Annotated in this window: 30 protein-coding genes and 1 tRNA gene; 6 read left to right on the top strand and 25 right to left on the bottom strand. The window is 65.7% G+C overall.

Going from position 1 to position 24,798, the window contains the following annotated elements; genetic code table 11:
* Window positions 1–43 precede the first annotated feature (43 nt).
* Window positions 44–1,855: a single-stranded-DNA-specific exonuclease RecJ gene (recJ, locus tag WC597_RS04335; RefSeq protein ID WP_372692029.1), complete on the bottom strand. Its 1,812-nt coding sequence runs from the start codon at window positions 1,853–1,855 to the stop codon at window positions 44–46.
* A gap of 39 nt (window positions 1,856–1,894) precedes the next feature.
* Window positions 1,895–2,344, bottom strand: a complete 450-nt coding sequence (locus tag WC597_RS04330) for a hypothetical protein (protein ID WP_372692027.1) — start codon at window positions 2,342–2,344, stop codon at window positions 1,895–1,897.
* Window positions 2,345–2,428: 84 nt separating this feature from the next.
* On the opposite strand from WC597_RS04330, the gene phaC reads away from it, so the two are divergent.
* Together phaC and WC597_RS04320 are read left to right on the top strand one after the other, a co-directional pair.
* Window positions 2,429–4,369: a class I poly(R)-hydroxyalkanoic acid synthase gene (phaC, locus tag WC597_RS04325; RefSeq protein WP_372692026.1), complete on the top strand. Its 1,941-nt coding sequence runs from the start codon at window positions 2,429–2,431 to the stop codon at window positions 4,367–4,369.
* Window positions 4,366–4,743 (top strand): hypothetical protein, encoded by a 378-nt coding sequence (locus tag WC597_RS04320; protein WP_372692025.1) that lies wholly within the window; start codon window positions 4,366–4,368, stop codon window positions 4,741–4,743. Before phaC ends, WC597_RS04320 begins: the two co-directional genes overlap by 4 nt.
* Here WC597_RS04320 and msrB read toward each other — a convergent pair.
* From msrB to rplM, 4 genes are all read right to left on the bottom strand, one after another.
* Window positions 4,740–5,243, bottom strand: a complete 504-nt coding sequence (gene msrB / locus WC597_RS04315; RefSeq protein ID WP_372692024.1) for a peptide-methionine (R)-S-oxide reductase MsrB — start codon at window positions 5,241–5,243, stop codon at window positions 4,740–4,742. The genes WC597_RS04320 and msrB overlap by 4 nt on opposite strands.
* A gap of 40 nt (window positions 5,244–5,283) precedes the next feature.
* Window positions 5,284–6,219 (bottom strand): N-acetyl-gamma-glutamyl-phosphate reductase, encoded by a 936-nt coding sequence (gene argC, locus WC597_RS04310; RefSeq protein WP_372692023.1) that lies wholly within the window; start codon window positions 6,217–6,219, stop codon window positions 5,284–5,286.
* 101 nt (window positions 6,220–6,320) lie between these two features.
* On the bottom strand, window positions 6,321–6,815 hold the full coding sequence (gene rpsI / locus WC597_RS04305) for a 30S ribosomal protein S9 (protein ID WP_135195973.1): 495 nt from the start codon (window positions 6,813–6,815) through the stop codon (window positions 6,321–6,323).
* A gap of 2 nt (window positions 6,816–6,817) precedes the next feature.
* Entirely contained in the window at window positions 6,818–7,291 is a 474-nt protein-coding gene (rplM, locus tag WC597_RS04300) for a 50S ribosomal protein L13 (protein ID WP_159851782.1), read from the bottom strand.
* A gap of 267 nt (window positions 7,292–7,558) precedes the next feature.
* On the opposite strand from rplM, the gene WC597_RS04295 reads away from it, so the two are divergent.
* Entirely contained in the window at window positions 7,559–8,959 is a 1,401-nt protein-coding gene (locus WC597_RS04295) for an alkaline phosphatase PhoX (RefSeq protein WP_372692022.1), read from the top strand.
* Here the strand turns inward: WC597_RS04295 and WC597_RS04290 are convergent.
* A complete protein-coding gene (locus WC597_RS04290) occupies window positions 8,928–10,028 on the bottom strand; it encodes a COX15/CtaA family protein (protein ID WP_372692021.1) in 1,101 nt (366 codons plus the stop codon). The two genes, WC597_RS04295 and WC597_RS04290, sit on opposite strands and share 32 nt — an antisense overlap.
* A 135-nt stretch (window positions 10,029–10,163) precedes the next feature.
* Here WC597_RS04290 and WC597_RS04285 point away from each other — a divergent pair, with 135 nt between their 5' ends.
* Both WC597_RS04285 and WC597_RS04280 read left to right on the top strand, forming a co-directional pair.
* Window positions 10,164–10,415, top strand: a complete 252-nt coding sequence (locus WC597_RS04285) for a transglycosylase (RefSeq protein WP_372692020.1) — start codon at window positions 10,164–10,166, stop codon at window positions 10,413–10,415.
* Window positions 10,415–10,609: a DUF2842 domain-containing protein gene (locus tag WC597_RS04280; RefSeq protein WP_372692019.1), complete on the top strand. Its 195-nt coding sequence runs from the start codon at window positions 10,415–10,417 to the stop codon at window positions 10,607–10,609. The genes WC597_RS04285 and WC597_RS04280 overlap by 1 nt, the downstream gene beginning before the upstream one ends.
* Window positions 10,610–10,679: 70 nt before the next feature.
* Here WC597_RS04280 and WC597_RS04275 read toward each other — a convergent pair.
* From WC597_RS04275 to WC597_RS04245, 7 genes are all read right to left on the bottom strand, one after another.
* Window positions 10,680–10,756, bottom strand: a tRNA-Pro gene (locus WC597_RS04275).
* Window positions 10,757–10,815: 59 nt separating this feature from the next.
* Entirely contained in the window at window positions 10,816–11,223 is a 408-nt protein-coding gene (locus WC597_RS04270) for a MerR family transcriptional regulator (RefSeq protein WP_372692018.1), read from the bottom strand.
* A 5-nt stretch (window positions 11,224–11,228) separates the two neighbouring features.
* Complete coding sequence (locus WC597_RS04265) at window positions 11,229–11,537, bottom strand: integration host factor subunit alpha (protein WP_135196090.1); 309 nt, start codon at window positions 11,535–11,537, stop codon at window positions 11,229–11,231.
* 75 nt (window positions 11,538–11,612) lie between these two features.
* Window positions 11,613–12,590, bottom strand: a complete 978-nt coding sequence (locus tag WC597_RS04260; RefSeq protein ID WP_372692017.1) for a beta-ketoacyl-ACP synthase III — start codon at window positions 12,588–12,590, stop codon at window positions 11,613–11,615.
* Entirely contained in the window at window positions 12,587–13,663 is a 1,077-nt protein-coding gene (gene plsX, locus WC597_RS04255) for a phosphate acyltransferase PlsX (protein WP_372692016.1), read from the bottom strand. Before plsX ends, WC597_RS04260 begins: the two co-directional genes overlap by 4 nt.
* Before the next feature lie 106 nt (window positions 13,664–13,769).
* Window positions 13,770–14,288, bottom strand: a complete 519-nt coding sequence (locus tag WC597_RS04250; RefSeq protein ID WP_372692015.1) for a DUF177 domain-containing protein — start codon at window positions 14,286–14,288, stop codon at window positions 13,770–13,772.
* Window positions 14,289–14,293: 5 nt separating this feature from the next.
* Window positions 14,294–14,818, bottom strand: a complete 525-nt coding sequence (locus WC597_RS04245) for a ubiquinol-cytochrome C chaperone family protein (protein ID WP_372692014.1) — start codon at window positions 14,816–14,818, stop codon at window positions 14,294–14,296.
* A 91-nt stretch (window positions 14,819–14,909) separates the two neighbouring features.
* Between WC597_RS04245 and WC597_RS04240 the strand changes: the two genes are divergently transcribed.
* Window positions 14,910–15,389, top strand: a complete 480-nt coding sequence (locus WC597_RS04240; RefSeq protein WP_372692012.1) for an outer membrane protein assembly factor BamE — start codon at window positions 14,910–14,912, stop codon at window positions 15,387–15,389.
* A gap of 201 nt (window positions 15,390–15,590) precedes the next feature.
* On the opposite strand, the gene WC597_RS04235 is transcribed toward WC597_RS04240, so the two are convergent.
* From WC597_RS04235 to WC597_RS04185, 11 genes are all read right to left on the bottom strand, one after another.
* Window positions 15,591–17,738 carry a sodium-translocating pyrophosphatase gene (locus WC597_RS04235; RefSeq protein WP_372692011.1) on the bottom strand — a complete coding sequence of 716 codons (2,148 nt, stop codon included), beginning with the start codon at window positions 17,736–17,738 and terminating at the stop codon, window positions 15,591–15,593.
* A 175-nt stretch (window positions 17,739–17,913) separates the two neighbouring features.
* Window positions 17,914–18,348 carry a hypothetical protein gene (locus WC597_RS04230; protein WP_372692010.1) on the bottom strand — a complete coding sequence of 145 codons (435 nt, stop codon included), beginning with the start codon at window positions 18,346–18,348 and terminating at the stop codon, window positions 17,914–17,916.
* 42 nt (window positions 18,349–18,390) lie between these two features.
* Window positions 18,391–19,380 (bottom strand): thiamine-phosphate kinase, encoded by a 990-nt coding sequence (gene thiL, locus WC597_RS04225; RefSeq protein ID WP_372692008.1) that lies wholly within the window; start codon window positions 19,378–19,380, stop codon window positions 18,391–18,393.
* Window positions 19,380–19,904 (bottom strand): transcription antitermination factor NusB, encoded by a 525-nt coding sequence (gene nusB / locus WC597_RS04220; RefSeq protein ID WP_159851412.1) that lies wholly within the window; start codon window positions 19,902–19,904, stop codon window positions 19,380–19,382. The genes thiL and nusB overlap by 1 nt, the downstream gene beginning before the upstream one ends.
* Window positions 19,901–20,362, bottom strand: a complete 462-nt coding sequence (ribH, locus tag WC597_RS04215) for a 6,7-dimethyl-8-ribityllumazine synthase (protein ID WP_372692007.1) — start codon at window positions 20,360–20,362, stop codon at window positions 19,901–19,903. Before ribH ends, nusB begins: the two co-directional genes overlap by 4 nt.
* Window positions 20,359–21,495 carry a 3,4-dihydroxy-2-butanone-4-phosphate synthase gene (gene ribB / locus WC597_RS04210; protein ID WP_372692006.1) on the bottom strand — a complete coding sequence of 379 codons (1,137 nt, stop codon included), beginning with the start codon at window positions 21,493–21,495 and terminating at the stop codon, window positions 20,359–20,361. The genes ribH and ribB overlap by 4 nt, the downstream gene beginning before the upstream one ends.
* Window positions 21,492–22,094 (bottom strand): riboflavin synthase, encoded by a 603-nt coding sequence (locus WC597_RS04205; protein ID WP_372692005.1) that lies wholly within the window; start codon window positions 22,092–22,094, stop codon window positions 21,492–21,494. The genes ribB and WC597_RS04205 overlap by 4 nt, the downstream gene beginning before the upstream one ends.
* Before the next feature lie 69 nt (window positions 22,095–22,163).
* A complete protein-coding gene (locus WC597_RS04200; protein ID WP_372692004.1) occupies window positions 22,164–22,784 on the bottom strand; it encodes a RibD family protein in 621 nt (206 codons plus the stop codon).
* Window positions 22,784–23,254: a transcriptional regulator NrdR gene (gene nrdR / locus WC597_RS04195; protein ID WP_135195991.1), complete on the bottom strand. Its 471-nt coding sequence runs from the start codon at window positions 23,252–23,254 to the stop codon at window positions 22,784–22,786. Before nrdR ends, WC597_RS04200 begins: the two co-directional genes overlap by 1 nt.
* A 7-nt stretch (window positions 23,255–23,261) precedes the next feature.
* Window positions 23,262–24,545 carry a serine hydroxymethyltransferase gene (gene glyA / locus WC597_RS04190; RefSeq protein WP_372692003.1) on the bottom strand — a complete coding sequence of 428 codons (1,284 nt, stop codon included), beginning with the start codon at window positions 24,543–24,545 and terminating at the stop codon, window positions 23,262–23,264.
* A 69-nt stretch (window positions 24,546–24,614) separates the two neighbouring features.
* Entirely contained in the window at window positions 24,615–24,797 is a 183-nt protein-coding gene (locus WC597_RS04185; RefSeq protein WP_372692002.1) for a hypothetical protein, read from the bottom strand.
* Window position 24,798: the final 1 nt, after the last annotated feature.

The raw sequence follows: 24,798 nt of genomic DNA, 5'->3' as shown, positions 1-24,798 counted from the left end.
CTCGGGACGGTGCAAGCGTGGATTTCGAGTTTTTTGGACGTCGTCAGATCATCCGGGGATCGGCGACATCCTCGATCTCGAACTGCACGCCCTTGCGGCCGTTCCAGTCGTCGGCCTTCAGGCGCCCGACGACGCTCAGCCCGCCCTGCCCCGACAGCAGGGCCTGGCCCGACGGCAGATCGGCGCAGCGCCAAGCGATGGCCTTCACCGATGCGCCGTCCGCGCCGACCAGGCGACAACGGACATGACCGCCGTTCATCGCCACGGGTTCGCGCGCCTGAACGCCGGTCAGGGCAAAGCTCGGTTCGGGATTGGCGGGACCGAAGGGCGCCAACTGCTCGAACGATTCGAACAGGGTGCGAGTCGCCGCGCCGGGGTCGATCAGGGCGTCGATCTCCAGCACATCCTGGGCGACCGCCTCGACACGCTCAGACGCCAGTCGCTCGTTCAGGAATGTTGTCAGTTCTGCAACGCGCGCGCTGTCCATGGTCAGGCCGGCAGCCATGGCGTGACCGCCTCCCGCCATCAGGATGCCGCTCTCCCACGCCACCTGGATCGCGCGGCCCAGGTTCATGCCGGGCTGGGATCGTCCCGAGCCCTTGCCCAGACCCGTCACCGGATCGACGCCGATGACGATGACAGGCTTGCGCCAGCGTTCGCGCAGGCGGCCGGCGACGATGCCGACGACGCCGGGGTGCCAGTCCTCGCCGGCCACTATAACGACAGCGCTGTCGTCGGCATGAACGCCGGTGGCCTCCACGCGCCGGACGGCGGCGTCCGTCACCTGCCGTTCGACATCGCGCCGCGAAAGATTCAGCGCGTCCAGTTCGATCGCCAGCGCCTCGGCCTCGGCCGGGTCATCGGTGGACAGCAGCCGCGCGCCCAGGTCCGACCGTCCAATGCGACCGCCGGCGTTGATGCGGGGCCCCAAGATGAAGCCGGCGTGATTGCTCTTGGCCGGCCCCGGTTCCGCCCCTGCCGCCGCCAGCAGGGCGCGCAAGCCGGGATTTCGCCAGTCGCTCATGACCTTGAGCCCTAATCCGGTCAGAGCGCGGTTGAAGCCGGTCAGGCCCGTGACATCGCAAATGGCCCCCAGCGCCGCCAGATCCAGCCACTGGCGAATGTTCGGCTCCGGCCTATCGGTGAAAAGGCCGCGCCGGCGTCCCTCACGGTTCAGGGCCGCCAGCAGCACGAACACTACGCCCGCCGCCGCCAGATTGCCCTGACCGGAGGTGCAACCCGGCCGGTTAGGATTGACGACCGCAAGCGCCGTCGGCGGCTCGCTGCGCATCAGGTGGTGGTCGATGACCACGACGTTCAGGGCGATGGCGGCGGCATGGGCCAGCGCCTCGTTCGCCGCAGCGCCGCAGTCCACGGTGATGACAAGGTCCGCGCCCGAGGCCTTCAGCGTGTCGAAAGCCTTTGCGCTGGGGCCGTATCCCTCGGTCAGCCGATCGGGCACGTAGATCGACAGCTCATGATCCATCGCCCGGAACCAGCGCACCAGAAGCGCCGCGCTGGACGCCCCATCCACGTCATAGTCGGCGAAGACGTGGATGTTGGCCTTGGCCTGGAGCGCGTTCAGGATCGCATCGGCCGCCGCATCCATGTCCATGAAGCTGGACGGGTCGGGGAACAGGGCGCGCAGGGTCGGCGTCAGGAAATCAGCCCCCTGATCCGCCGATACGCCACGCGACGCCAGGGCGCGGGCCAGGAGCTCGTCCAACCCGAGGCCCTGCATATGGGCGCGGGTCGTCGCCGCATCCGCTGGTCGCTGACGCCAGGCGCGTCCTGAGAGGGACCGGGTCACGCCCAGGAATGCGTTGAGTGTCTTTGCGCCGCCGTCGTCCGCCATCAGCGCATCATCGCGGGATTCTGCATCCCCGGCGACCGGTCATTGCGTCGGGCGGCGGTCGAGCGGCGGCGGCGCCTTGGCGCGGTCGCGCAGGCTCTGGGCGAAGGCTTCGATGTCCGCCTGGGTGCGGGCGGCGTCGGGCGAGACCGGCACGGATCGGACCGCAGCCGCCGTCTCGGCGGCGAGGGCCTCGGGATCGGTCAGTGTCCAGTCGATCCGCGCGATCTCGCTGTTCAGCGTCGTGCTGTCATTCTGCAGGCGCTGAGCATTGGCGGCGACCTGGGCGACGGGCGGCAGGTCTGTGGGGGCGGCCGGGAAATCCTCCCAGCGGGGATAGTGGCGATTGGCGTTGACCAGTTCCTGGACGCGCGGCGCCAGCGGTGAAACGGGCTCGGTCTTGGACGCAGACCCGCCGATGCAGCCGGCCAGCGGCGCTGAGATCGCGACTACGGCGATCAGGATCATCTTTTTCGAATTCAGCGCGTTCATTTCCTGGCTGGTCTTATGCCATCATCGCCACGCGCGGAAGGGCGGATGAACCGGCCTCTGGTGCAGGAAGCGCGAAGGACGATCATGGCCAAGCTCCCGAAGACGCCAACAGACGCCGCCGAACGCCCCGCGCGCAAGGCCGGCCGGCCCACTTCCGCCAAGCCCCGCCCGCCGCGCCAGCCCAAGCCGAAGTCGGTCGAACCACAGGAGGCGCCCCCTGAAACCGCCGCCGAGGACGCGCCCGAACCGACCCTCCCCGGCGCCGCACAAGCAGAACTGATCGAAACCCTGTCGATGAACCTGGCCAAGGCGGCCATGATGGCCCAGAGCGCCATTGCGGAAGCCGCCCTGACACAGGCCGACCGCCCCGCCGCCCTGTCGGCCGACCCGTTCAACGTCGCGCCCGCCATGACCTCGGTGATGACCAGCCTGGCGGCTCAGCCTGACAAGATGATGCAGGCGCAGGCCGACCTGTTCGGTCGCTATATGCAGCTCTGGTCTTCGACCGCCCGTCAGGCTGCAGGCGAGGCGCCCGACCCCGCTCCGACCGACAAACGGTTCAAGGACCCGGCCTGGTCCGAAAACCCCATGTTCGACATGATGCGGCGGTCCTATCTGCTGACGTCGGACTGGATGAATGGCCTGATCGCGGGGGTGGAGGATGTCGATCCGACGCTGAAACGCCGCGCCCAGTTCTTCACCCGTCTGCTGACCGACGCCTTCTCACCGTCGAACTTCCTGGCGTCCAACCCCGTCGCGCTGAAGGCCCTGGCCGAGACCAGCGGTGAATCGCTGGTGAAGGGGATGCAGAACTTCGCTGCCGATCTGGAACGCGGCGGTGGGTCGCTCCGCATCAGCCAGGCCGACTACGGCAAGTTCGTCGTCGGCGAGAACGTCGCCACCGCACCGGGCCAGGTCGTCTGGCGCGATGAGCTGTTCGAACTGATCCAATATGCCCCGACGACCGAGACCCAGCACGAAATCCCGCTGCTGATCTTCCCGCCGTGGATCAACAAATTCTACATCATGGACCTGCAGCCGGCGAATTCGCTGATCCGCTGGCTGTCGACACAGGGCTTTACGGTGTTCGTCTGTTCCTGGGTCAATCCGGACAAGGACAAGGCCGATTTCGGTTTCGACCAGTATCTGGAAAAGGGCATCTATCGCGCCGTCGAGAAGACGCTGGAACAGGCCGGAACGAAGCAGTTGAACGCCGTCGGCTATTGCATCGGCGGCACCCTGCTGGGGGCGGGTCTCGCGCACATGGCGGCCAAGGGCGACAAGCGGGTCGCCGCCGCGACCTTCTTCGCCGCCCAGCATGACTTCGCCGAGGCGGGCGACCTGCTGCTGTTCACCGACGAGCACTGGATCGCAGAGATCGAGCGTCAGATGGATGCGGCCGGCGGCGTCCTGCCCGGCGCGGCCATGGCCGAGACCTTCAACGCCTTGCGCTCCAACGACCTGATCTGGTCCTTCTTCATCAGCAACTATCTGCTGGGCAAGGATCCGCCCGCGTTCGACCTGCTGTTCTGGAACGCAGACCAGACGCGGATGCCCAAGACGCTGCATCTGGACTATCTGCGTCAGATGTACGGGGCCAACGCCCTGGCCCAGGGCGGCTTCCAGATCGGCGGCCTGACGGCGGACCTGTCGAAGGTGTCGATCCCGCTCTATTTCCAGGCCAGCCGCGAGGATCACATCGCGCCGATGAACTCGGTCTATCGCTCGGCAAAGCTGTTCGGCGGCAAGGACGTCACCTTCACCCTGGCGGGGTCGGGCCATATCGCCGGCGTCATCAACGCCCCTGCGGCCAGGAAATACCAGCACTGGACCAATGCCGCCCTGCCCGCGACACTGGCCGAATGGCAGGCCGACGCAGTAGAGCATCCCGGCAGCTGGTGGGAACATTGGGCGGCATGGCTAGGCGAGCGCGCTGGGCCTCAGATCACCGCCCGTGATCCTGAACAGGGGCCGCTCAAGCCCATTGAGCCGGCGCCCGGCAGCTATGTGAAAGTGAAGTCTTGAACCGTATCGAACCTAACGCCCTGCTCGCGATCAGCACGGGGGTGGCGTTGATCCTGTTGATCATGACGGCCAGCGTCTTCGGCGAGCCGGGCAATACGGTGAAATATGTCATCTCGGCCGTCATCTGCGCAGCCGCCTTTGTGCTGCTTAACGGACGCATGGCCCGGATGATGAAGCGCCCGACGGTTCAGCCGATGATCCATCCGAACGCGCCCGGCACGGCCGTCTGGGCCGGCCTGTTCCCGCTGATCGTCATCGCCATGGCGTGCGCGCCCGTTTTCTTCGCGGGTCATGACTACGGGCTGCTGGTCATCATCGCCTCGGTCATCTTCGGCCTCACCGTCGATTCCGCCATCAGGGCGCGTAGGGCCTAGGCCGCGACGAACTTCAGGGCGACGCCGTTATTGCAATAGCGCAGTCCGGTCGGGCGGGGGCCGTCGTCGAACACATGTCCCTGATGCCCCAGACAGCGAGCGCAGTGATATTCCGTTCGTGGAATGCCGATGGCCAGATCGCCCTTTCGGCTGATGTTGGCGGCGATCACGTCATAGAAGCTGGGCCAGCCGGTGTTGGAATCGAACTTCCACTGTGATCGAAACAGCGGCAGGTCGCAGCCCTTGCACGCGAAGGCGCCGCGCCCGTGCTGGTCGTTCAATGGGCTGGAATAGGGCCGCTCCGTCCCCTCATGCCGCATAACGCGCCACGAGGCGTCGCCGAGCCGACGACGCCAGTCGGCATCCGACACGCGGCGATAGGGCGAGGTCGCATACGGCCCCTCCCCTGCCTCAGAGGTTTCAGGCGAACAGGCGGACAGGGCGAGCGCGCCGGCGCCCATCAGAAGGCCCCGGCGATTCACGATCAGGGACTGGGTCATGCCCTTCATACGACGGACGCGGTGAAATGGTTTCAGCCGATCAGATCAGGCCGATCGTCTCGTCCAGCCCCAGCATGATGTTCAGGTTCTGCACAGCCGCGCCTGACGCGCCCTTACCCAGGTTGTCGAGCAGGGCCACCAGCCGCGCCTGTTCGCCGTTGCGATCGCCGAAGACGTGCAGACGCAGGCGGTTGGTGCCGTTCAGACCCTCGGGCTCCAGTCCCGACATGGCCTCGGTTTCTTCCAGATCGGCGACCTCGACGAAGTGCTGCCCCTCATAGGCCTCGACCAGTGCGCCGTGAAGGCGTTCGACGGATGGCGTCTCCGGCAAGGCCGCCAGATGCAGCGGAACCTCCACCAGCATGCCCTGACGATAGTTTCCGACCGCCGGGGCGAACAGCACGTCGCGGCTCAACCCCGTGTGTTTCGTCATTTCCGGCACATGTTTGTGCTTCAGCGACAGGCCATAGGCGCGATAGGCGGTCGCCGCCTCAGGCGCCTCGAACTCGGCGATCATCGCCTTGCCGCCCCCGGAATAGCCCGACACCGCATTGACCGTGACCGGATAGGCCGCCGGAACCAGCCCCGCCTTCACCAGCGGCCGCATCAGCCCGATGAAGCCCGTCGGATAGCAGCCGGGGTTCGACACGAACGACGACCGCGAGATCAGCGCGCGCTGTCCCGCATCCATTTCGGGGAATCCATAGGCCCAGCCAGGCGCAACCCGATAGGCGGTCGAGGCGTCGATCACCTTGACCGACGGGTTCTCGATCATGGCCACAGCTTCCCGCGCCGCATCGTCGGGCAGGCACAGGATTACCGCGTCAGCGCCGTTCAGCGCCTCGCGCCGCGCATCCACGTCGCGACGACGATCGCCCAGCAGGATCAGCTCCAGATCCGGGCGCGCCTCCAGCCGCTCGCGGATCTCCAGCCCCGTGGTGCCGGCCTCGCCGTCGATGAAGATGGTGTGGGTCATAGGCTGCTCCTGACCGTTCTTCCTTGCGGGAGAAGATAGACAAGAAAAAGGGCGCTCCGGGTGTCCCCGAAGCGCCCCAAATCCAAACCGCGTGAACGCGATTAGCGCTTCGAGAACTGGAAGGAACGGCGTGCCTTGGCGCGGCCGTACTTCTTGCGCTCCACGACGCGGCTGTCGCGGGTCAGGAAGCCGTGCGGCTTCAGGACCTTGCGCAGTTCCGGCTCGAAGTGCGTCAGGGCGTGCGACAGGCCGTGGCGGATGGCGCCGGCCTGGCCCGACAGACCCGAACCTTCGACGGTGCAGATTACGTCATACTGGGTGGCGCGGTCCGAAACGGTCAGCGGCTGGGCGATCATCATGCGCAGCACGGGACGAGCGAAATACTGCTCCTGGTCCTTGCCGTTGACGGTGATCTTGCCCGTGCCGGGCTTGACCCAGACGCGAGCGATCGCGTTCTTGCGCTTGCCGGTCGAATAGGCGCGGCCCTGGGCGTCCAGCTTCTGGACATAGACGGGGGCGTCGTTCTCGACCGAAGAGCTCAGGCCCTTCAGGGCGTCGAAGCCGGTGGCGGCGGTGTCTTGCGTCGCGTCAGTCATGCTCAGGCGCTCCGGGTGTTCTTGGGCGACGCCGACGCGAAGTCGATCGTTTCCGGTTGCTGGGCTTCGTGTTCGTGTGCGCCGCCGGCGAACAGGCGCAGGTGCGTCATCTGCTTGCGGGCCAGGGGGCTTTCTTTCGGCAGCATGCGTTCGACGGCCTTCTCAAGCACGCGCTCGGGGAAGCGACCGCCCAGAACCTTCTCAGGCGTGGTCGACTTGACGCCGCCCGGGTGGCCGGTGTGGCGATAATAGACCTTGTCGGTCGACTTCTTGCCGGTGAACACGACCTTGTCGACGTTGGTCACGACGACATAGTCGCCGCAGTCAACGTGCGGGGTGTAGTCGCCGCGGTGCTTGCCGCGCAGACGATTGGCGATGAAGGTCGCGAGGCGGCCCACCACGACGCCTTCGGCGTCGATGTGGATCCACTTCTTCTCGACCTCAGCCGGCTTCAACGAAGCCGTAGTGCTCTTCAGCATTGAGAGGGTTCCTGGAGACGAAAATCGGGTCCGGCCCCCGAGGGAACCGAATGAAGGCGCGCTGATACAGGAGACGATTGGTCGCGTCAACGCGTTCGAATGCGTCACAATGACCACAAGATGCTGTTATTGTTGGTGATTATAAATACGGTATTAAAATACCCGGCGCATTGCGGCTTTCAGCGTTACGAAATAACGCCTTCCGTCATCAAACCATGACCTTTTCGGGCCATCGGAGGGCCGATGTTCTCTCGGAGCCCTCTCATGATCCTTCACCGTCGCAGCCTGATCGGCTCCAGCGCCGCCCTCGCCTTCTTGGGTCTGGCCCACAGCGTCCAGGCCGCCGCCGAGGAAACCTACGTCAACGAGGTCGAGGGCTACGGTCCGCTGAAGCGCGATCCCAACGGCATGCTCGACCTGCCCGAGGGCTTCTCCTACCGCATCGTGTCACAGGGCGGCGAGACCATGGCCGACGGCCTGCTGGTCCCCGGTCAGTTCGACGGCATGGGCTGTTTCGCCCTCGATGGAAACCGTGTCGCCCTGGTCCGCAACCACGAACTCAAGGGTTCGTCCGCCGCCCACCGCAACTGGGGCCCCGGCGGCTACAACCAGCAGCGCATCGACCTGCTGGACGCCGGCCGCGCCTATGACACCTACAAGGACGGCCGCCCCCTGCCCGGCGGCACGACCACGGTCGTTTACGATATGGCGACCGGCAAGACCGAGCGCCAGCACCTCAGCCTGGCCGGGACCAGCACCAACTGCTGCGGCGGGCACACGCCCTGGGGTTCGTGGCTGACCTGCGAGGAGACGGAGGAAACCCCCGCCGACGCCGACGTGACCAAGGAACACGGCTATGTCTTCGAGGTGCCGGCGCGCGCCGAGGGCCTGGTCGATCCAGTCCCGCTGAAGGCTATGGGCCGGTTCGACCACGAAGCGGTCTGCGTCGATCCGCGCACCGGCATCGTCTATCTGACGGAGGACCGGGCCGACGGCCTGTTTTACCGCTTCATTCCCAACGCGCCCGGCGAACTGATCAAGGGCGGCCGACTTCAGGCCATGGTGCTGCGCGATCACAAGGGCGTCGACACCTCGAACCATGACGCCCGAGTCTGGTCGGTCGGCGACTGGCTGAGCGTCGACTGGATCGACATGGCCGACGTCGAGAGCCCGCAAGGCGACCTGCGCCAGCGCGGCCATGCCGAAGGCGCCGCCCTGGTCGCGCGGGGCGAAGGCATCTGGTGGGGCGACGGCGAAATGTATCTGACCGCCACCTCGGGCGGCTCGATCCAGCGCGGCCAGATCCTGCGTTATGTTCCCTCGCCCGAAGAAGGCCGCCCCGGCGAGACACGTCGTCCCGGCCGCCTCCAGCTGTTCGTCGAAAGCACGAACGAGAAGACGCTGAACATGGGCGACAACATCACCATCGCGCCATGGGGCCATCTGATCGTGTGCGAAGACAACTATTCCAGCGCGATCCGCAATCACCTGAAGGGCGTCACGCCGGACGGCAGGATCTACACCCTGGGCCGCAACGTGTTTCAGGGAAACTCGGAGTTCGCGGGCGCGGTCTTCTCGCCTGACGGCAGGACATTGTTCGTCAACATCCAGTATCCCGGCGTGACCTTCGCGATCACCGGCCCATGGAGCGCGGTCCGGACATGAAGATGCGAGGCTGAGCCCGCAACACCAGCCACAGGTTCGCCGTCGCCACGGCCAGCACGACGGCGGCCCCACCCTGATGCAGCACACCCAGCCACACCGGCACGGCGTGCATCAGGGTGACGATCCCCAGCAGGGCCTGGAACCACACCACACCCGCCAGGATGAAGGCGGCCAGGCCCATCCCCTCGGCCACGCGCCAGCGCCAGGCCTGGAAGGCATAGATGCTGACGGCGATCAGCAGCCCATAGGCCACCAGCCGGTGATTGAACTGCGTCAGGGCCTGGTCGTGCAGGAAGGCGCTCGCCCCCAGGCTCCAGTCGGCCGGCGGCAGCACGGCCCCGTTCATCAGCGGCCAGTCGGTATAGACCAGTCCGGCATGGCCGCCCGCGACCAGGGCGCCCAGCAGGCACTGCACGAAGACCGCGCCCAGCAGGAAACCGGCGCCGCGCGCCCAGCCGACCGGCGGCCGTCCGTGGTCCTCGCCGTTCCAGGCCTCCAGCCCAGTCCAGATGAGGGCCGCGAACAGGATGAAGGCCAGGCCCAGGTGCGTCGCCAGCCGCTCTGGCGCGACGCTGACCCGTTCGGACAGGCCGCTGGACACCATCCACCAGCCGATCAGCCCCTGCAGGCCGCCAAGGGCCAACAGCAAGACACAGCGCCAGATCAGCCGATCCGGCATGGCCCACTGACGGAACAGCGAACGCGGCGGCGCGATGCGGCACAGCAGGAAGAAGACCAGCGGCAGGGCGAACACCATGCCGACCAGGCGGCCGATCAGCCGGTGCAGCCATTCCCACCAGAAGATGCCTTGAAACTCGCCCAGGCTCATGCCGGCGTTGATCTGGGCGTACTGGGGAATCTGTTTGTATTTCTCGAACGCCTCGGCCCACTGGGCGGCGTTCAGCGGCGGGATGGCGCCCATGATGGGCTTCCATTCGGTGATCGACAGACCCGATCCGGTCAGGCGGGTGATGCCTCCGATCACGACCATCAAAAAGACGATGGCCGCCGTGGCGAACAGCCACACGCCGACGACGCGATTGCGATCTGGATTTCCGAAACGGTTCATTCGACGCCTGACGCTGACCCGGATATGGTGTCGCGCTCGACGATGATCAAATCGCGACCGGTGCGGTATGCCCCCCTGGAGCGACAAGATCGAGTCGGATTGAGTTAACGGCGATGACGCCGCAGGAGATCAGGGTTGCAATACGCCGATATCGCCGCCGCCGCTGTGGGCGGCCTGCTGCTGGCCTGGATCGCGGACCTTTTGACGGGCCGTCGCGGCTTTGGCGGCACCAGCCTGGTGTCCGGCGTCGGGCTGGCCTGCGGCTGGTTCCTGGCCGTGCGCGTGTTCGCGATCAGCACGATGGACAGCTGGGTCTGGGTGCCGTGGGCCTTGGTCGGATCGGGCTTCTGCCTGCTCGCCTTCTTCCTGTTTCGGAACAAACGCTGATGCACCCGCGTCTGCGTCGCTTCGTCGCCGCGATCGGCGTGCTGGCCTTCCTGGTCTTCTGGGTGTGGGGCCTGATCGCGCTGCGCGGAATGTTGCCGCCATCGCAGTGGATCGACTTCCTCTTTTTTGGCATTGGCGGCACCGCCTGGGGCCTGCCTCTCATCCCGCTGCTGAAGTGGGCCGAGCGCGGCTGAGTCAGGCCTAGAAACGGCGATGGGGCCGCCCGTAAGGACGACCCCACCATCAATCATTCTTTTGCAAGAATGGTCGGAGCGACAGGATTCGAACCTGCGACCCCTTGACCCCCAGTCAAGTGCGCTACCAGGCTGCGCCACGCTCCGAAGGCGCTCCCTATAGACGGGGGGATCGTCGTCCGCAAACGCTAAAACGACTTTTCCACCTACCGTGAAAGAACGGCGTCCAGACGAACCTTCGCCTGCTCCAGATCAGCCAGAACCTGCTGCAAATCCGAGGTTTCGAGGCGAACGTCGTTGGACGAAGCAGGGCTGATCTCCACATCGCCGTCCTCGATCAGGGCGGCGGCTTCGGCCCCGATCAGCTTTTTCAGCCCCTGTTCCTTGTGCAGACGCTGGACGCCGCGAATCGTCAGGCCGTCATCGTGCAACAGCCGCTTGACCGCCTTGAGGACGGCGATGTCCTGAGGGCGATAGAAGCGCCGCCCGCCTGCGCGTTTAACCGGCGTCACGAAGACGAATTTCGTCTCCCAGAAGCGAAGCACATGCTGGGGCGCGCCGACCTGTTCGGCCGCTTCGGAAATGGTGCGAAAGGCGTCGGCGCTCTTGGCCACGCGCCTCAGTCCTCGACGACGGCGTCGTGAACCCGGCTCTTCATGATCTGCGAGGCGCGGAAGCTGATGACCCGGCGCGGATTGATCGCCGCCGGTTCGCCGGTCTTGGGATTGCGGCCCATGCGGGCGCGTTTCTCGCGGACCTGGAAAACACCAAAGCCGGATAGTTTCACCGTCTCGCCGCGTTCCAGCGATTCGACGATCAGTTCGAGGGTGCGCTCCACCAGGCTGGAGCACTCCTGACGCGACAGGCCGACCTCGTTGTGCACAGCCTCGCACAGGTCAGCGCGCGTCACGGTCTGTTGGCCTGCCATCGTATCCCCGCTCATGCGATCCGCTCGCATTCATAGGGCCGCAAAGGCCCCGAAAAATCAATGCCTATGGCCGATTTAAAGTCGCAGCGCGCAGGCGCCCCAGGTCAGGCCGCCTCCCATGGCTTCCAGCAGGACCATGTCGCCCTTCTTGATCCGACCATCCTTGATCGCGGCGTCCAGCGCCAGGGGGATGGAGGCGGCCGAGGTGTTGGCATGGGTCGCCACGGTCGAGATCACCTTGTTTTCGTCCAGACCCAGCCGGTCGCCGACGCCCTTGATGATGCGCTGATTGGCCTGATGGGGCACGAACCAGTCCACGTCCGCGATCTCGATGTTCGCGGCGGCGCAGGCGGCGGTGATGCCCTCAGCGATGTTCACCACAGCGTGGCGGAAGACCTGATTGCCAGCCATACGCAGATGGCCGACTGTCCCGGTCGTCGCCGGGCCGCCGTCAACATAAAGCAGATCGGTCTTGGAGCCGTCAGCGCGCAACGCAAAGCCCAGCATGCCCTGGTCGTCGGACGTCCCCTGCCCTTCGCGCGGTTCCAGCACCACGGCGCCGGCGCCGTCGCCGAACAGGACGCAGGTGGTCCGGTCGGTCCAGTCCATCAGCTTCGTCATTTCCTCGGCCCCGATCACCAGGGCGCATTTCGACAGACCGCGCGCCACGAAACCGTCGGCGACGCTCAAAGCGTAGACGAAGCCCGAACACACGGCCTGAACATCGAAGGCGATGCCGACGCCGGCGCCCAGTTTGGCCTGAACGATCGAGGCGACGGCCGGAAAGGTCATGTCGGGCGTCGTCGTGGCCACGATGATCAGATCGACATCCGTCGCCTTCTTGCCTGCATCGGCCAGCGCCTTCTTGGCGGCCTCGACCGCCAGGTCGCTGGTCGGCTGGTCGTCGCGCGCCTTGTGGCGCTGCTTGATGCCGGTGCGCTCTTGGATCCATTCGTCCGACGTATCGACGAACTTGGCCAGGTCGGCGTTGGTGACGATCTGCTCCGGCAGATAGGAGCCGACGCCGGTCACGGCGCTGCGGGTGACGCTCACTGAAGGGGTTCTCCCACGGATGCGGCAGGCTTGGCGGCATGATCGAACACCGCGTCCAGCTTGCCCAGGTTGTCCCCCACCTTGCTCATATAGTCGCTGCGCGCCAGATCGACAGCGATGCGGATCGCATTGCCGAAACCCTTGGCGTCTGCGCCGCCGTGACTCTTCACGACGATGCCGTTCAGGCCCAGCAGAGGCCCGCCGTTGATGGTGCTCGGGTCGATCTTCTGACGCATCTTCTTCAGCGCCGGCATGGCGATTACGGCGCCCAGCTTGGATTGCAGATTCGAGGTCAGGGCCTCTTTCAACAGGGCCGAGATGTAGCGCGCCGTGCCTTCGGCGGTCTTCAGCGCGATATTGCCGGTGAAGCCATCGGTGACGACCACGTCGACCGTGCCCTTGGCGATGTCGTCGCCCTCGACGAAGCCGTGATAGTTCAGGTCGAACGGGCCGTCGCGCAGGATGGCGTGCGCCTCCTTGACCTGTTCATTGCCCTTCATGTCTTCCGAACCGACGTTCAGCAGGCCGATTGTCGGGCGCGCGATCCCGCGCACCGCGGACTGAAATGCCTCGCCCATGATGGCGAACTCAACCAGCTGTTCGGCGTCGCTGCCGATATTAGCGCCGACGTCCAGAACCGCCGTATGACCTTTGAAGGTCGGCCAGCTGGCGACGATGGCCGGCCGCTCAAGGCCCGGCGCCGACATGCGCAGAATCAGTTTCGAGATCGCCATCAGGGCGCCGGTGTTCCCGGCCGAAACGACGCCGCCCGCCTGACCCGTCTTCACCGCCTCGATGGCGTTCCACAGGCTGGAGCCCTTGCCCCTCCGCATGGCCTGGGCTGGTTTTTCGTCCATGGCCACGACCTTGTCGGTGTGGCGGATTTCGCAGGTGTCCGTCGTCAGGCCGCAACGCGCCAGTTCGGGAGCGACCTTGGCCTCGTCGCCGTGCAGCAGGAAACGAACCCCCTCGCCGTCGTGGGTGCGGATGTAGCTGCGGATGCCGGGAACGACGACGGATGGCCCGTGATCGCCGCCCATGGCGTCAAGCGAGATCGTAACTGGGGCTGGCAAATGGACCTCGTTTGGCCGCGTCGTCTTGTCGCGCGACGCTTGGCAGTATGCGCTGAACGATAGCGCCGAAGCCGGGGGATGCAACCACCCGGCCCCTGCGTCAACCTCAGCCTTTATCGTCCTGGGATTTAAGCGCCTTCAAGGCGGCGAAGGGTGAAATCTCGCCCGGCTCCTCCGGTTGCACGAATTCCGCGCCCGGCTTGCGCGGGAAAGGATCCAGCGACAGCAGCAGTTGTTCGACGGCGTACTGACCCAGGTCGATCTTGCCGTCCTCGATCACGTCGGCGTCTTCCTCGTCCAGCGTGACCTCGATCTCCTCAGTCTCCTGAGGCTTGGCCTGGACCAGTTGGATCGAAAAGCGGCGATCCACATCGACGGGCAAGGGCTCAAGCGTCAGGCCGCAGGACTGAACGGCATGGGCCGTGATGCGTCCTTTCAGGGTCCACTCGCTGGTGGACGGGGTCGGCTTCACGTCGAAATCCACCACGAAGTCGTCGAGCCCTTGCAGGTCCAGGGCACGCGCGATTCGTTTGCACGTGTCTGCGTCAGGTTCGAGCTTCCGGTTCAATCCGGCCCCGATCTGATTGACCCGCACCGTCTCGCTGTAGGGGAGCGTCACGTTCATCTGTCTCAAACTTCCGCCCAGGCCGGCGTCGCCAGCACCTTGTTGAAATCCTGCGCCGCCAGAGCCGCGCGCGTGGTCAGCGCATAGTGCGCCAGTGTCTGAGCGTGCGCCGCCTGCGGCTCAGCATAGACATTCTTCGCCATCGCCTCCGCCAGAGCGACGGCGTCGTCGGCGCGCAGAGGCTGCTCATAGGCGTTCATCCGGCCATACAGGGCCTCGCCTAGCTTGCGCATCTTCTTGCCGACCGCGACATCGCCCACGCCTTCTTCGCGTAGGGCATGATCGAGCGCCGAGACATAGACGTCGAACACCGCCTGTCCCGCATCCTGGCCCTGGGCCGTATTCTCATCGCGTAGCCGCAGCACCAGCAACAGCACGTGCAGCGTATAAAGCTCGAATCGGGCGTCGATGCGGTCCGCGACCGCCAGCCGCGTATAGAAGGCCGGATTGCGCGCCTGGCTCACGGCCTTGGCGTACAGATCATCGCCGATTCGGATGCCGGGTCGGGGTTTGAACAGGTTTTTGAGCATGGGTTTCAACGGCCCCTTTTCCGCCGCGCCGTTGAACTAGGACGCAGGTCCGTCTAGGTCAAAGACCTTGTTCTCTCGCAGGCGCCCGACCATGTCCCGTTTCGTCCCGCTTTTCGTCGCCGTTTCGCTGGCCGGCCTGTCCGCCGCCTGTGCTCCGACCATCGGCTCCAACGGCTTCCAGGCCATCGACGCCAAGCCTCAGGACGTGGTCGCCGGCACGGACACCAAGGAAACGGTCCTGGCCAAGCTGGGCTCGCCCTCGACCACCTCGACCTTCGAGCCTGATCAGGTCTGGTACTACATCAGCCAGACGACCGAAAAATACACCTACAACCTGCCCAAGGTCTCGACCCGAACGGTGACCGAGATCACTTTCGTCCCTCAGGGCGATCAGGTCGCGGCGGTCCGCACCCTGGGCCTGACGGACGGCGAGCAGATCGCCATAAACCGCAACCAGACGCCGACGCGCGGTCGTGAGCTGACGGTTCTGGAACAACTGCTCGGCAACGTCGGTCGTGGCCAATTGCCCCGGACAGAACAAAACACGCCTGGCCAACGCCGCCCCGACTAAGGCGGCTCACCGATCTCAACAAAGACGCCCCGGAGATCGCTCTCCGGGGCGTTTTCGTATCGGCGGCCGTTCGACCTAGACCGAAATCGGTTCAGTTGGACGCAGTCCATCTGAACCCAGATTTCGGTCCAGCATGATTCTGGAGCCTGATTCACGGCATCGATGAAATCGCGAAGCGATTCCATCTCGACCGATCAGGCTCTAGCCGATGTTGCCGCTCGCCAGCACCGCCAGCAGAAGCAGGGCGACGATGTTGGTGATCTTGATCATCGGGTTCACCGCAGGACCAGACGTGTCCTTGTAGGGATCGCCGACCGTATCGCCGGTCACGGCCGCCTTGTGGGCTTCCGACCCCTTGCCGTGGACGACGCCGTTCTTGTCGGTGAAGCCTTCCTCGATCACCTTCTTGGCGTTGTCCCAGGCGCCGCCGCCCGAGGTCATTGAGATGGCGACGAACAGGCCGGTGACGATTACCCCCATGAGCATGGCGCCCAAAGAGGCGAAGGCGTTGGCCTTGTCCGAGATCGTCAGGATGGCGACGAACAAGACTATCGGTGACAGAACCGGCAACAGCGATGGCACGATCATCTCGCGAATCGCCGCCTTGGTCAGGATGTCGACCGCCCGCCCGTATTCCGGCTTGACCTCATAGGTCATGATGCCGGGGTTCTCGCGGAACTGGCGCCGCACCTCGGCGACCACGGCCTCGGCCGCACGCCCGACCGCCATCATCGACATGCCTCCGAACAGGAAGGGCAACAGCCCTCCGAACAGCAGGCCGACGACGACGTAGGGGTTGGTCAGGTCGAAGGCGATCGGCCCCATGTTGGCGAAGAAGGGATAGTCCGCCGGATTGGCCGAGAAATACTGCAGGTCCGACGTATAGGCCGCGAACAGCACCAGCGCGCCGAGGCCCGCGGAACCGATGGCGTATCCTTTGGTCACGGCCTTGGTCGTATTGCCCACGGCGTCCAGCGCATCCGTCGAATGCCGAACGTCGCTGGGCAGGCCCGCCATCTCGGCGATGCCGCCGGCGTTGTCCGTCACGGGTCCAAAGGCGTCCAGCGCCACGATCATCCCCGCAACGCCCAGCATGGTCGTGGTGGCGATGGCGATGCCGAACAGGCCCGCCAACTGGAAGCTGGCCACGATGCCGACGATGATGGTCAGCGCCGGGAGCGCCGTGGATTCCAGCGACACCGCCAGTCCCTGGATGACGTTGGTGCCGTGCCCGGACACAGAGGCGTTGGCCACCGACCGCACGGGCCGGAAGTTCGAGCCGGTGTAGTATTCGGTCACCACCACGATGGCCGCCGTCACCGCCAGACCGACCATGCCGGACCAGAACAGCGCCATCGGCTGGATTTCCAGACCGCTTGCCGTCACGATCGGTCCCGTCACCATCTGGTCGATCACCCACCAGACCGCGAAGATGGACAGGACGCCGGTCACGATCAGACCCTGATACAGCGCCCCCATGATGTTCTGGCTCTTGCCCAGCCGCACGAAGAAGCTGCCGACGATGGAGGTGACGATGCACACCGCACAGATCGCCAGCGGCAGGACCATCATCACGTCCACATAGGGTTGCCCCCGGAAGAAGATCGCCGCCAGCACCATGGTCGCGACGGTCGTCACCGCATAGGTCTCGAACAGGTCGGCCGCCATGCCGGCGCAGTCGCCCACATTGTCCCCGACGTTGTCTGCAATGGTCGCGGCGTTACGAGGGTCGTCCTCGGGAATGCCGGCCTCGACCTTGCCCACCATGTCGCCGCCCACGTCGGCACCCTTAGTGAAGATGCCGCCGCCCAGGCGCGCGAAGATCGAGATCAGCGAGGCGCCGAAGCCCAGCGCCACCAGCCCATCGATCACCTCGCGGCTGGTCGAGGCCAGTCCCAGATGGTGGGTCAGCACAATATAGTAGCCCGACACCCCGATCAGGGCCCCGCCCGCCACGAACATGCCGGTGATGGCGCCCGAGCGGAACGCCAGGTTCAGACCCTTGGACAGGCTTTCGGACGCCGCCTGGGCCGTGCGCACATTGGCTCGCACCGAGATCAGCATCCCGGCATAACCGGCCGCGCCGGACAGGACGGACCCGACCAGGAAGCCGATGGCGGCATAGATGCCGATCAGGAAATAGGCGGCGATCAGGATCACGATCCCGACGATGCCGATGGTCAAATATTGCCGCTTCAGATAGGCGGACGCGCCTTCCTGGATCGCGGCGGCGATCTCTCGCATCTTGTCGTTGCCGGTGCTCGCCTTCATCAGCACGGCGGTCTGTAAGGCGCCATACAGCACCGCCAGCACACCGGCCGCGAAGACCAGCGTAAGTGAGTTCGTCATTGGCGTTTCCATGCCCTTGCAAACAGGCGCGCAGGCCTTGGCGCGGTCGGGCATTATCGCCTCTGTCCGCCTTCCGGTCCCCCCGCACGCGGCGAACGCGTCAGTGCGTTCTTTGGGATTTGCCAGGGGAGCGTGTCATGGCCTTACAGGTCGCGCAACCGTGATCGACGAGCACTCAACGCGTGGTCGGCATGCCGGTGCGACGTCTCGGGCTTTGCGACACGACCTCGACGCCGGTGATCGAGCCTCGTCCAGAGATCGTGTTTGCGGCCGACACGACAGCGGCGGACAGCGACTGTTCGTTCAGTCGTGTCCAATCGCCCGCGACGGTGAACGGCGTCCGATGCGCGGCCTTGACCAAGGCGTCACGGAAAAACGCCTCCTTGGGCCGCATCTGCTCGACGGTCTTGCCACGCCCCAGTTGAAGGCGCAGCGCCACGAAGACGTAGTTCCTCAATCGGCCGCCCTCGATCACGGGCAGGCCAAGCCCGGCGATGCTCAGCGCGGCAGGTGCGGCGGGCGCGTCGCTGCTGCTCGATGCGGTTGCGGATGTGGCGGCCGCCCCGGCGAGAGCGGCGGTTCCGGAGGCGATCAGCGAGCGACGGTTCATCCGTCGCTTATGACGCAAGGCCGTTAGGATTCCCTTGCGACGTCAGCCGTGGGTCCAGCCGCCGTGCGCCATTACGATGGGCAGGCCGTCATAGGTGACGGTCAGGCCCGATCCGGCGGTCACCTCGCCGATCCGGGTTAGACGCAGCAACCGGCGTTCGGCCTCGCGACGCAGGGTTTCCTCGTGGCGCGGATGGGCTGTGAAGGCGATCTCATAGTCGTCGCCGCCGCTCGCCAGGTCTTCCAACGACAGCTGCGGATCGACCCGGTCAGCAAACCAGGCTTGGGCCGCCGCCGACAGCGGCAGGACGTTCAGGTTCAACGAAACGCCCACCCCGCTCGCCTCCGCGACATGGGCCAGATCGGCCGCCAGTCCGTCGGACACATCGACGGAAGCCGTCGCGAAGTCCCGCACGACGTCGGCGAAATCCACCCTGGGCGTCGGCGTGCGATAGTGGTCCGCCAGGGCCGCGAGGCGTTCAGGCTCAAGCGACAGCTCGCCCCGGGCCGCCTTCAAACCCAGCAGGCCGTCGCCGATTGCGCCGGTCACGAACACCAGATCTCCCGCCTGGGCGCCCGCACGCGATACGGCCGCGCCCGTCGGAACCCAGCCCAGGGCCGTCAGCGAGAACGTCGCGGGGCCGGGCGTCTTCACGGTGTCCCCGCCCAGCAGGAAGACGCCGAACCTGGCCTGATCCTCGGCAAGACCCGCCGCAAAGGCCTCACGCTCGGGCCAGCCGCAGCGCTCGGACCAGAAACAGGCGAGCAGATAACCGAACGACTCGGCCCCCTTGGCCGCTAGGTCCGACAGGTTCACCCGCAACAGCTTCCTGGCCACCGTATCCAGCGGATCGTCGGGCAGGAAATGCACCCCTTCGACGATGGCGTCCTTGGTCAGGACCAGGTCATAGCCCTGTCGGGACGGCAACACCGCCACATCGTCGGCAAGCCCCCTGCCCCATTCGGGATGGGCCAGGGGCCGCAACAGCCTCTCGATCGTCTCGAACTCGCCCGCGACGTCGAGCGCCGGCATTATTTGCGCGTGTCTCTGGACACGCCGTCCAGCGCCGCATTGACGAAGCGCGCTTCGGAGTCGTCGAAGAAGGCCTTGGCCAGCTCGACATATTCGTCGATCACGACCTCGCGCGGCGTCTCGGGATGTTTGATCAACTCCCAGGCGCCGGAGCGCAGCAGGGCGCGCAGGGTGGCGTCGATCCGCTCAAGCTTCCAGTTGGAGGCCAGGCGCGCCTTGATGGCGGCGTCGATGTCGCGCTGGCTTTCGATCACGCCGCGCACGATGTCGGCGAAATAGGCCTCGTCGGCCTCGGCGAGCGCTTCGCCCTCGATATCGGTGTCGAAGCGGAAGTTCGAGAATTCGGTGATCACCGTCTCCACGCCTTCGCCTGCCAGCTCCATCTGGTACAGGGCCTGGACGGCGGCGAGACGCGACACGGTGCGTGCCCGGCGCTGCTTGGAGCTGAGATTGGGCTCGGCGCGTTGCTTTTCGGCTTCGGCGAGTTGTTCGAGGACGGCTTTGACGCTGTTCGGTTCAGTCATGCGCCGACGCCATGACGCAACCGCTTCTTCAATGCAATGAGGTCGAGGCAGGCCTTGGCCGCGCCGCCTCCCTTATCCCCTTCCGAAAGACGCGCCCGATACCAGGCCTGATCTTCGTCCTCGGTCGTCAGGATGCCGTTGCCGATGATCACGCCCTTGACGCCCAGGGCCATGATGCCGGCCGCCGATTGGTCTGAAACGATCTCGAAATGATAGGTTTCGCCGCGGATGATCGTCCCCAGGGCCACATAGCCGTCATAGCGGGGCGCGGTCGGGAAACGCCCGGCTTCCTCGGCCAGGGCGATCGCCGGCGGCACTTCCAGCGCGCCGGGCACGGTGATGACGTCGAAGTCGACGCCGCGCGCCTTCAGCGTCTCCTTGGCGCCTTCCAGCAGGGCGTCGGCCAGGTCATCGTAGAAGCGCGCCTCGACGATCAGAATACGGGGTGCGTCAGTCACGCCTTGTCTTCTCCATCCATGTCGCGCCAGCCGACGATGCGCAGGCCATAGCCCTCAAGCGCCGTCGGTTCGGGTCGCGTCGAACTCATCACGATCATGTCCTTGACGCCCAGGTCCAGCAGGATCTGAGCCCCGACGCCATAGGCGCGCAGCGACCGATCCATCGCCGCCGGCTTGTCCACGCCCGCCAACCGTTCAGCCAGCGAGTTCAGCGATGGATCCCGCAGGAAGACGACGACGCCGGGGCCGTCGTGATCGGTGATCTGCTTGAGGGCGGTGGGCACATAGTCCTGGCGGGCCTCGACATGGCCCAGCAGATCGCAGGCGAAGTCCACCTGGTGCATCCGCACCAGGGTCGGCTTGGATGGGTCGATCCGGCCCTTGACCAGGGCGACGTGCTCGGCGCCCTCGATTGTGTTCTTGTACAGCATCAGGCGGAAAGGCCCGCCGTGAACGCTTTCGAACGGCGTATCCATGATCCGCTCGACGAACCGCTCGGTGCGGCGGCGATAGGCGATAAGGTCGGCGATGGTGCCGATCTTCAGCCCGTGCAGCTGCGCAAAGGCGACCAGATCGGGCATCCGCGCCATCTCGCCGTCGTCCTTGATGATCTCGCAGATCACCCCGGCCGGGGTCAGGCCCGCCATGCGGCTGATGTCCACCGCCGCCTCGGTGTGGCCGGCGCGAACCAGGACGCCGCCATCGCGCGCCACCAAAGGGAAGATGTGGCCGGGCGAGACGATGTCGTCCATGCCCTTCGACGCATCGGTAGCGACGTGAATGGTGCGCGAGCGGTCGGCGGCGGAGATGCCGGTCGTGACGCCGTCCTTGGCCTCGATCGAGACGGTGAAAGCGGTCTTCATGCTCTCGCGATTGTCGGCCGCCATCGGCGGCAGGCGCAGCTGGTTCGCCCGCTCGGCTGTGATGGCCAGGCAGACCAGGCCGCGCGCCTGGCGGATCATGAAGTTGATCTGGTCAGGGGTCGCGAACTGGGCGGGGATGATGATGTCCCCCTCATTCTCGCGGTCCTCGGCGTCCACCAGGATGTAGGGACGACCGTTGCGGGCGTCTTCCAGGATGTCCTCGATGGGACTGATCGGGCTGTCGTTCATGTTGGCGGCCAATTGCATCATGCGGTCTCCTGCCACCGCGCGAGATAACGCGCCAGCATGTCGATCTCCAGATTGACCGGATCGCCAGCCTTCAGACGGCCCAGGGTCGTCACCTCCCACGTATGCGGGATGATGTTCAGCGAGAAGCCCCGGCCTTCGACGGCATTCACCGTCAGGGATACGCCATCGACTGTGATCGACCCCTTGGCGGCGATGTAGCGGTGCAGGGGCGCGGGCGCCTCGACCTCGACCCGATGCGACCCGCCCTCGGGCGTGATCGACACGATCCGGCCCAGGCCGTCGACGTGACCCGAGACCACATGGCCGCCCATCTCGTCGCCCAGCTTTGCGGCGCGCTCCAGATTGACGCCGTCGCCGGCCTTCCAGGCGCCCAGCGTGGTCTTGGACAGGGTCTCGTTCGACACTTCGACGGCGAACCAGCCCCCCCGTATATCGTGCCCCTTTTCCGTCACCGTCAGGCAGCAGCCCGCGTGGCTGATGGAGGCGCCAAGGTCGATGTCGTCAGTGTTCCAGACGGTCTCGATCTCATAACGCCGGTCGCGATCTGTCTCGCGGACCTCGCGGACACGGCCGATGTCGGTGACGATGCCGGTGAACATTGGACGCTGGCCCCTTTCGGACCCGAAAAACACAGTCTGAATAGTCTCAATCGTCTGGAATCTACCGCGTCAGAGACGCGCGTAGCGTTCCCACAGATCGTCCCCGACAGGCTCGACGCCCAGGCGACGGAACTTGGGGGCGTCGGACAGCTTTGCAAGAGCCAAAGCAGCGACGCAGGGCCTGCCCTCGCCGCCGAGCAGGATCGGGGCCCGGAACCATTCCAGCGCATCCACCAAGCCGGCGCGCAAAAATGATGCGGCGACCTGCCCCCCGCCTTCGATCAACACCGACTTGACGCCCGCCGCTTTCAAAGCTTGCAGAACAGCCGGGATGGCCGGCCGACCCTGGTCTGCCTCGACCCGTTTCACTTTGGCCGCGCCAACGGGGTGTGGCTCGGCGACCGTGAGGATCAGGGTGTTCTCCCCCGCCAGTTTCGCCGTCCCCGGCGTCCGCAGGCGGCTGTCCAGAACCACGCGCAGCGGCTGGTCCACGCTGCGGCCCGGCAGGCGGGCGGTCATCTCGGGATCGTCGTGCAGAACCGTCTCGACGCCGACCAGAATGGCGTCATTCGCGGCGCGCAGGCGGTGGCCCTCCAGCCGCGCCGCCTCGCCGGTGATCCACTGGCTTTCGCCCGACGCCGTGGCGATGCGCCCATCCAGCGAGGTCGCCAGTTTCAGAGTGACCCGCATCAGGCCTTGCCGGACGGTTCGTCGAACCCTTCGTCGCCGAGGAATTTGGCGAAATCGCCCGTGTGGCGGAAGTCCTTGTAGACCGAGGCGTAGCGGACATAGGCCACCTCATCGACGCCCTTCAGCGCCTTCATGATGAAGTCCCCGACCGTGCTGGACGGGATTTCGGTCTCGCCCAGGCTTTCCAGTTGACGGACGATGCGGTTGACCATCTGCTCGACCTGATCGGCCTGGACCGGGCGTTTGCGCAGGGCCACGCCCAGCGAGCGTTCCAGCTTGTCGCGCTCGAACGGCGTGCGCCGGCCGTTGCGCTTCAGGATCACCAGCTCACGCAGCTGCACCCGCTCGAAGGTGGTGAAGCGCCCATTGCAGTTGGGGCAGGATCGACGGCGTCGGATGGCCGAGCCGTCGTCCGACGGCCGGCTGTCCTTCACCTGAGTATCCTGATGACCACAAAAGGGGCACTTCATCAGAGGGTTATCCGTAGATCGGGAAGCGGTTCGTCAACTCGCGAACCTGGGCCGCCACGCCCGCGACCACGGCCGGATCGGCTTCGTCGCCGCCGTTCATCGACGAGACGACGTCGGCGATCCAGTGGCCGATCTGCTTGAACTCTTCCTCGCCGAAGCCGCGCGTGGTGCCCGCCGGGGTGCCCAGGCGGACGCCCGAGGTGACGGTGAAGGGGGCGGTGTCGAAAGGCACGCCGTTCTTGTTGCAGGTCATCAGCGCCTTTTCGAGCTCGTGCTCGGTCGCCTTGCCGGTCACACCCTTGGGCCGCAGGTCGACCAGGGCCAGGTGGCTGTCGGTGCCGCCCGAGACGATGGCCAGGCCGCGTTCGATCAGCACGCCCGACAGGGCCTGGGCGTTCTTGACCACCTGCTTGGCATAGAGCTTGAACTCGGGCTTCAGCGCCTCGCCGAAGGCCACGGCCTTGGCGGCGATGACGTGTTCCAGCGGCCCGCCCTGCAGGCCGGGGAAGACAGCCGAGTTGATCTTCTTGGCGATGTCGCCGTCGTTGGTCAGGATCATGCCGCCGCGCGGACCGCGCAAGGTCTTGTGCGTCGTCGTCGTCACGACGTGGGCGTGCGGCACCGGGTCGGGATAGGCCCCGCCGGCGATCAGGCCCGCATAGTGGGCCATATCCACCATCAGATAGGCGCCGACGCTGTCGGCGATCTCGCGGAAGCGCTTGAAATCGATGTGACGGCTGTAGGCGGAGGCGCCGGCCAGGATCAGCTTGGGCTTCTCACGCTCGGCCATTTCGGCGACGTGATCGTAATCGATCAGGTGATTGTCTTCGCGCACCTTGTAGGTCACCGGGCGGAACCACTTGCCCGACTGGTTCGCGGGCGAGCCGTGCGTCAGGTGACCGCCGCAGGCCAGGTCCATGCCCAGGAAGGTGTCGCCGGGCTGAAGCAGGGTGAAGAAGACCGCCTGGTTGGCCTGGGCGCCCGAGTGGGGCTGGACGTTGGCGAAGGCCGCGCCGAACAGCGTCTTGGCCCGCTCGCGCGCCAGATCCTCGGTGATGTCGACAAACTCGCAGCCGCCGTAATAGCGACGACCGGGATACCCTTCCGCGTATTTGTTCGTCAGCACCGAGCCTTGCGCATCCAGCACCGCCTGGGAGACGATGTTCTCGGAAGCGATCAGCTCGATCTGCTCCTTCTGGCGACCCAACTCGCCCTGAATGCCCTTGAAGACGTCCGGGTCGGCGTCAGCGAGAGTCTTGGTGAAATAGGCGTCGTGGGTGAAGGCCGTCACGCTGGAATCCCCGAAAATCAGAAGGCCGCCTATCTAGTCCCCACAGCGCCCGACCACAACATCTTGTGGTCAGGTTGAAGCCAAAGCCCGCCGCAACTTGGCGATCGCCACCCGTTCGACGGACTTCGGTTCGTTGACCGGCCCCATGGCGCTGACCTCGCGGCCGGTGGCGACGTGGATGGCCGAACATTTGAGGTAGGAGCCGTTTCGCGTGAACTCGACGATCACCTCGCCGAGATCTTCGTCCGCCATC

The sequence above is a fragment of the Brevundimonas sp. genome (genome assembly GCF_041648115.1).
Lineage (GTDB): Bacteria > Pseudomonadota > Alphaproteobacteria > Caulobacterales > Caulobacteraceae > Brevundimonas.
The sequence above is the reverse complement of the archived record's forward strand: the minus strand, read 5'-3'. Positions and strand labels throughout refer to the sequence as shown.

Bases quoted from the DNA above. Each gene is read 5' to 3' on its own strand.
- recJ (WP_372692029.1), bottom strand. From the start codon at position 1,855: ATGGCGGACGACGGCGGCGCAAAGACACTCAACGCATTCCTGGGCGTG.
- WC597_RS04330 (WP_372692027.1), bottom strand. From the start codon at position 2,344: ATGAACGCGCTGAATTCGAAAAAGATGATCCTGATCGCCGTAGTCGCG.
- phaC (WP_372692026.1), top strand. From the start codon at position 2,429: ATGGCCAAGCTCCCGAAGACGCCAACAGACGCCGCCGAACGCCCCGCG.
- msrB (WP_372692024.1), bottom strand. From the start codon at position 5,243: ATGACCCAGTCCCTGATCGTGAATCGCCGGGGCCTTCTGATGGGCGCC.
- argC (WP_372692023.1), bottom strand. From the start codon at position 6,219: ATGACCCACACCATCTTCATCGACGGCGAGGCCGGCACCACGGGGCTG.
- rpsI (WP_135195973.1), bottom strand. From the start codon at position 6,815: ATGACTGACGCGACGCAAGACACCGCCGCCACCGGCTTCGACGCCCTG.
- WC597_RS04295 (WP_372692022.1), top strand. From the start codon at position 7,559: ATGATCCTTCACCGTCGCAGCCTGATCGGCTCCAGCGCCGCCCTCGCC.
- WC597_RS04290 (WP_372692021.1), bottom strand. From the start codon at position 10,028: ATGAACCGTTTCGGAAATCCAGATCGCAATCGCGTCGTCGGCGTGTGG.
- WC597_RS04280 (WP_372692019.1), top strand. From the start codon at position 10,415: ATGCACCCGCGTCTGCGTCGCTTCGTCGCCGCGATCGGCGTGCTGGCC.
- WC597_RS04265 (WP_135196090.1), bottom strand. From the start codon at position 11,537: ATGGCAGGCCAACAGACCGTGACGCGCGCTGACCTGTGCGAGGCTGTG.
- WC597_RS04250 (WP_372692015.1), bottom strand. From the start codon at position 14,288: ATGAACGTGACGCTCCCCTACAGCGAGACGGTGCGGGTCAATCAGATC.
- WC597_RS04245 (WP_372692014.1), bottom strand. From the start codon at position 14,818: ATGCTCAAAAACCTGTTCAAACCCCGACCCGGCATCCGAATCGGCGAT.
- WC597_RS04240 (WP_372692012.1), top strand. From the start codon at position 14,910: ATGTCCCGTTTCGTCCCGCTTTTCGTCGCCGTTTCGCTGGCCGGCCTG.
- WC597_RS04235 (WP_372692011.1), bottom strand. From the start codon at position 17,738: ATGACGAACTCACTTACGCTGGTCTTCGCGGCCGGTGTGCTGGCGGTG.
- WC597_RS04230 (WP_372692010.1), bottom strand. From the start codon at position 18,348: ATGAACCGTCGCTCGCTGATCGCCTCCGGAACCGCCGCTCTCGCCGGG.
- thiL (WP_372692008.1), bottom strand. From the start codon at position 19,380: ATGCCGGCGCTCGACGTCGCGGGCGAGTTCGAGACGATCGAGAGGCTG.
- nusB (WP_159851412.1), bottom strand. From the start codon at position 19,904: ATGACTGAACCGAACAGCGTCAAAGCCGTCCTCGAACAACTCGCCGAA.
- ribB (WP_372692006.1), bottom strand. From the start codon at position 21,495: ATGATGCAATTGGCCGCCAACATGAACGACAGCCCGATCAGTCCCATC.
- WC597_RS04205 (WP_372692005.1), bottom strand. From the start codon at position 22,094: ATGTTCACCGGCATCGTCACCGACATCGGCCGTGTCCGCGAGGTCCGC.
- WC597_RS04200 (WP_372692004.1), bottom strand. From the start codon at position 22,784: ATGCGGGTCACTCTGAAACTGGCGACCTCGCTGGATGGGCGCATCGCC.
- nrdR (WP_135195991.1), bottom strand. From the start codon at position 23,254: ATGAAGTGCCCCTTTTGTGGTCATCAGGATACTCAGGTGAAGGACAGC.
- WC597_RS04185 (WP_372692002.1), bottom strand. From the start codon at position 24,797: ATGGCGGACGAAGATCTCGGCGAGGTGATCGTCGAGTTCACGCGAAAC.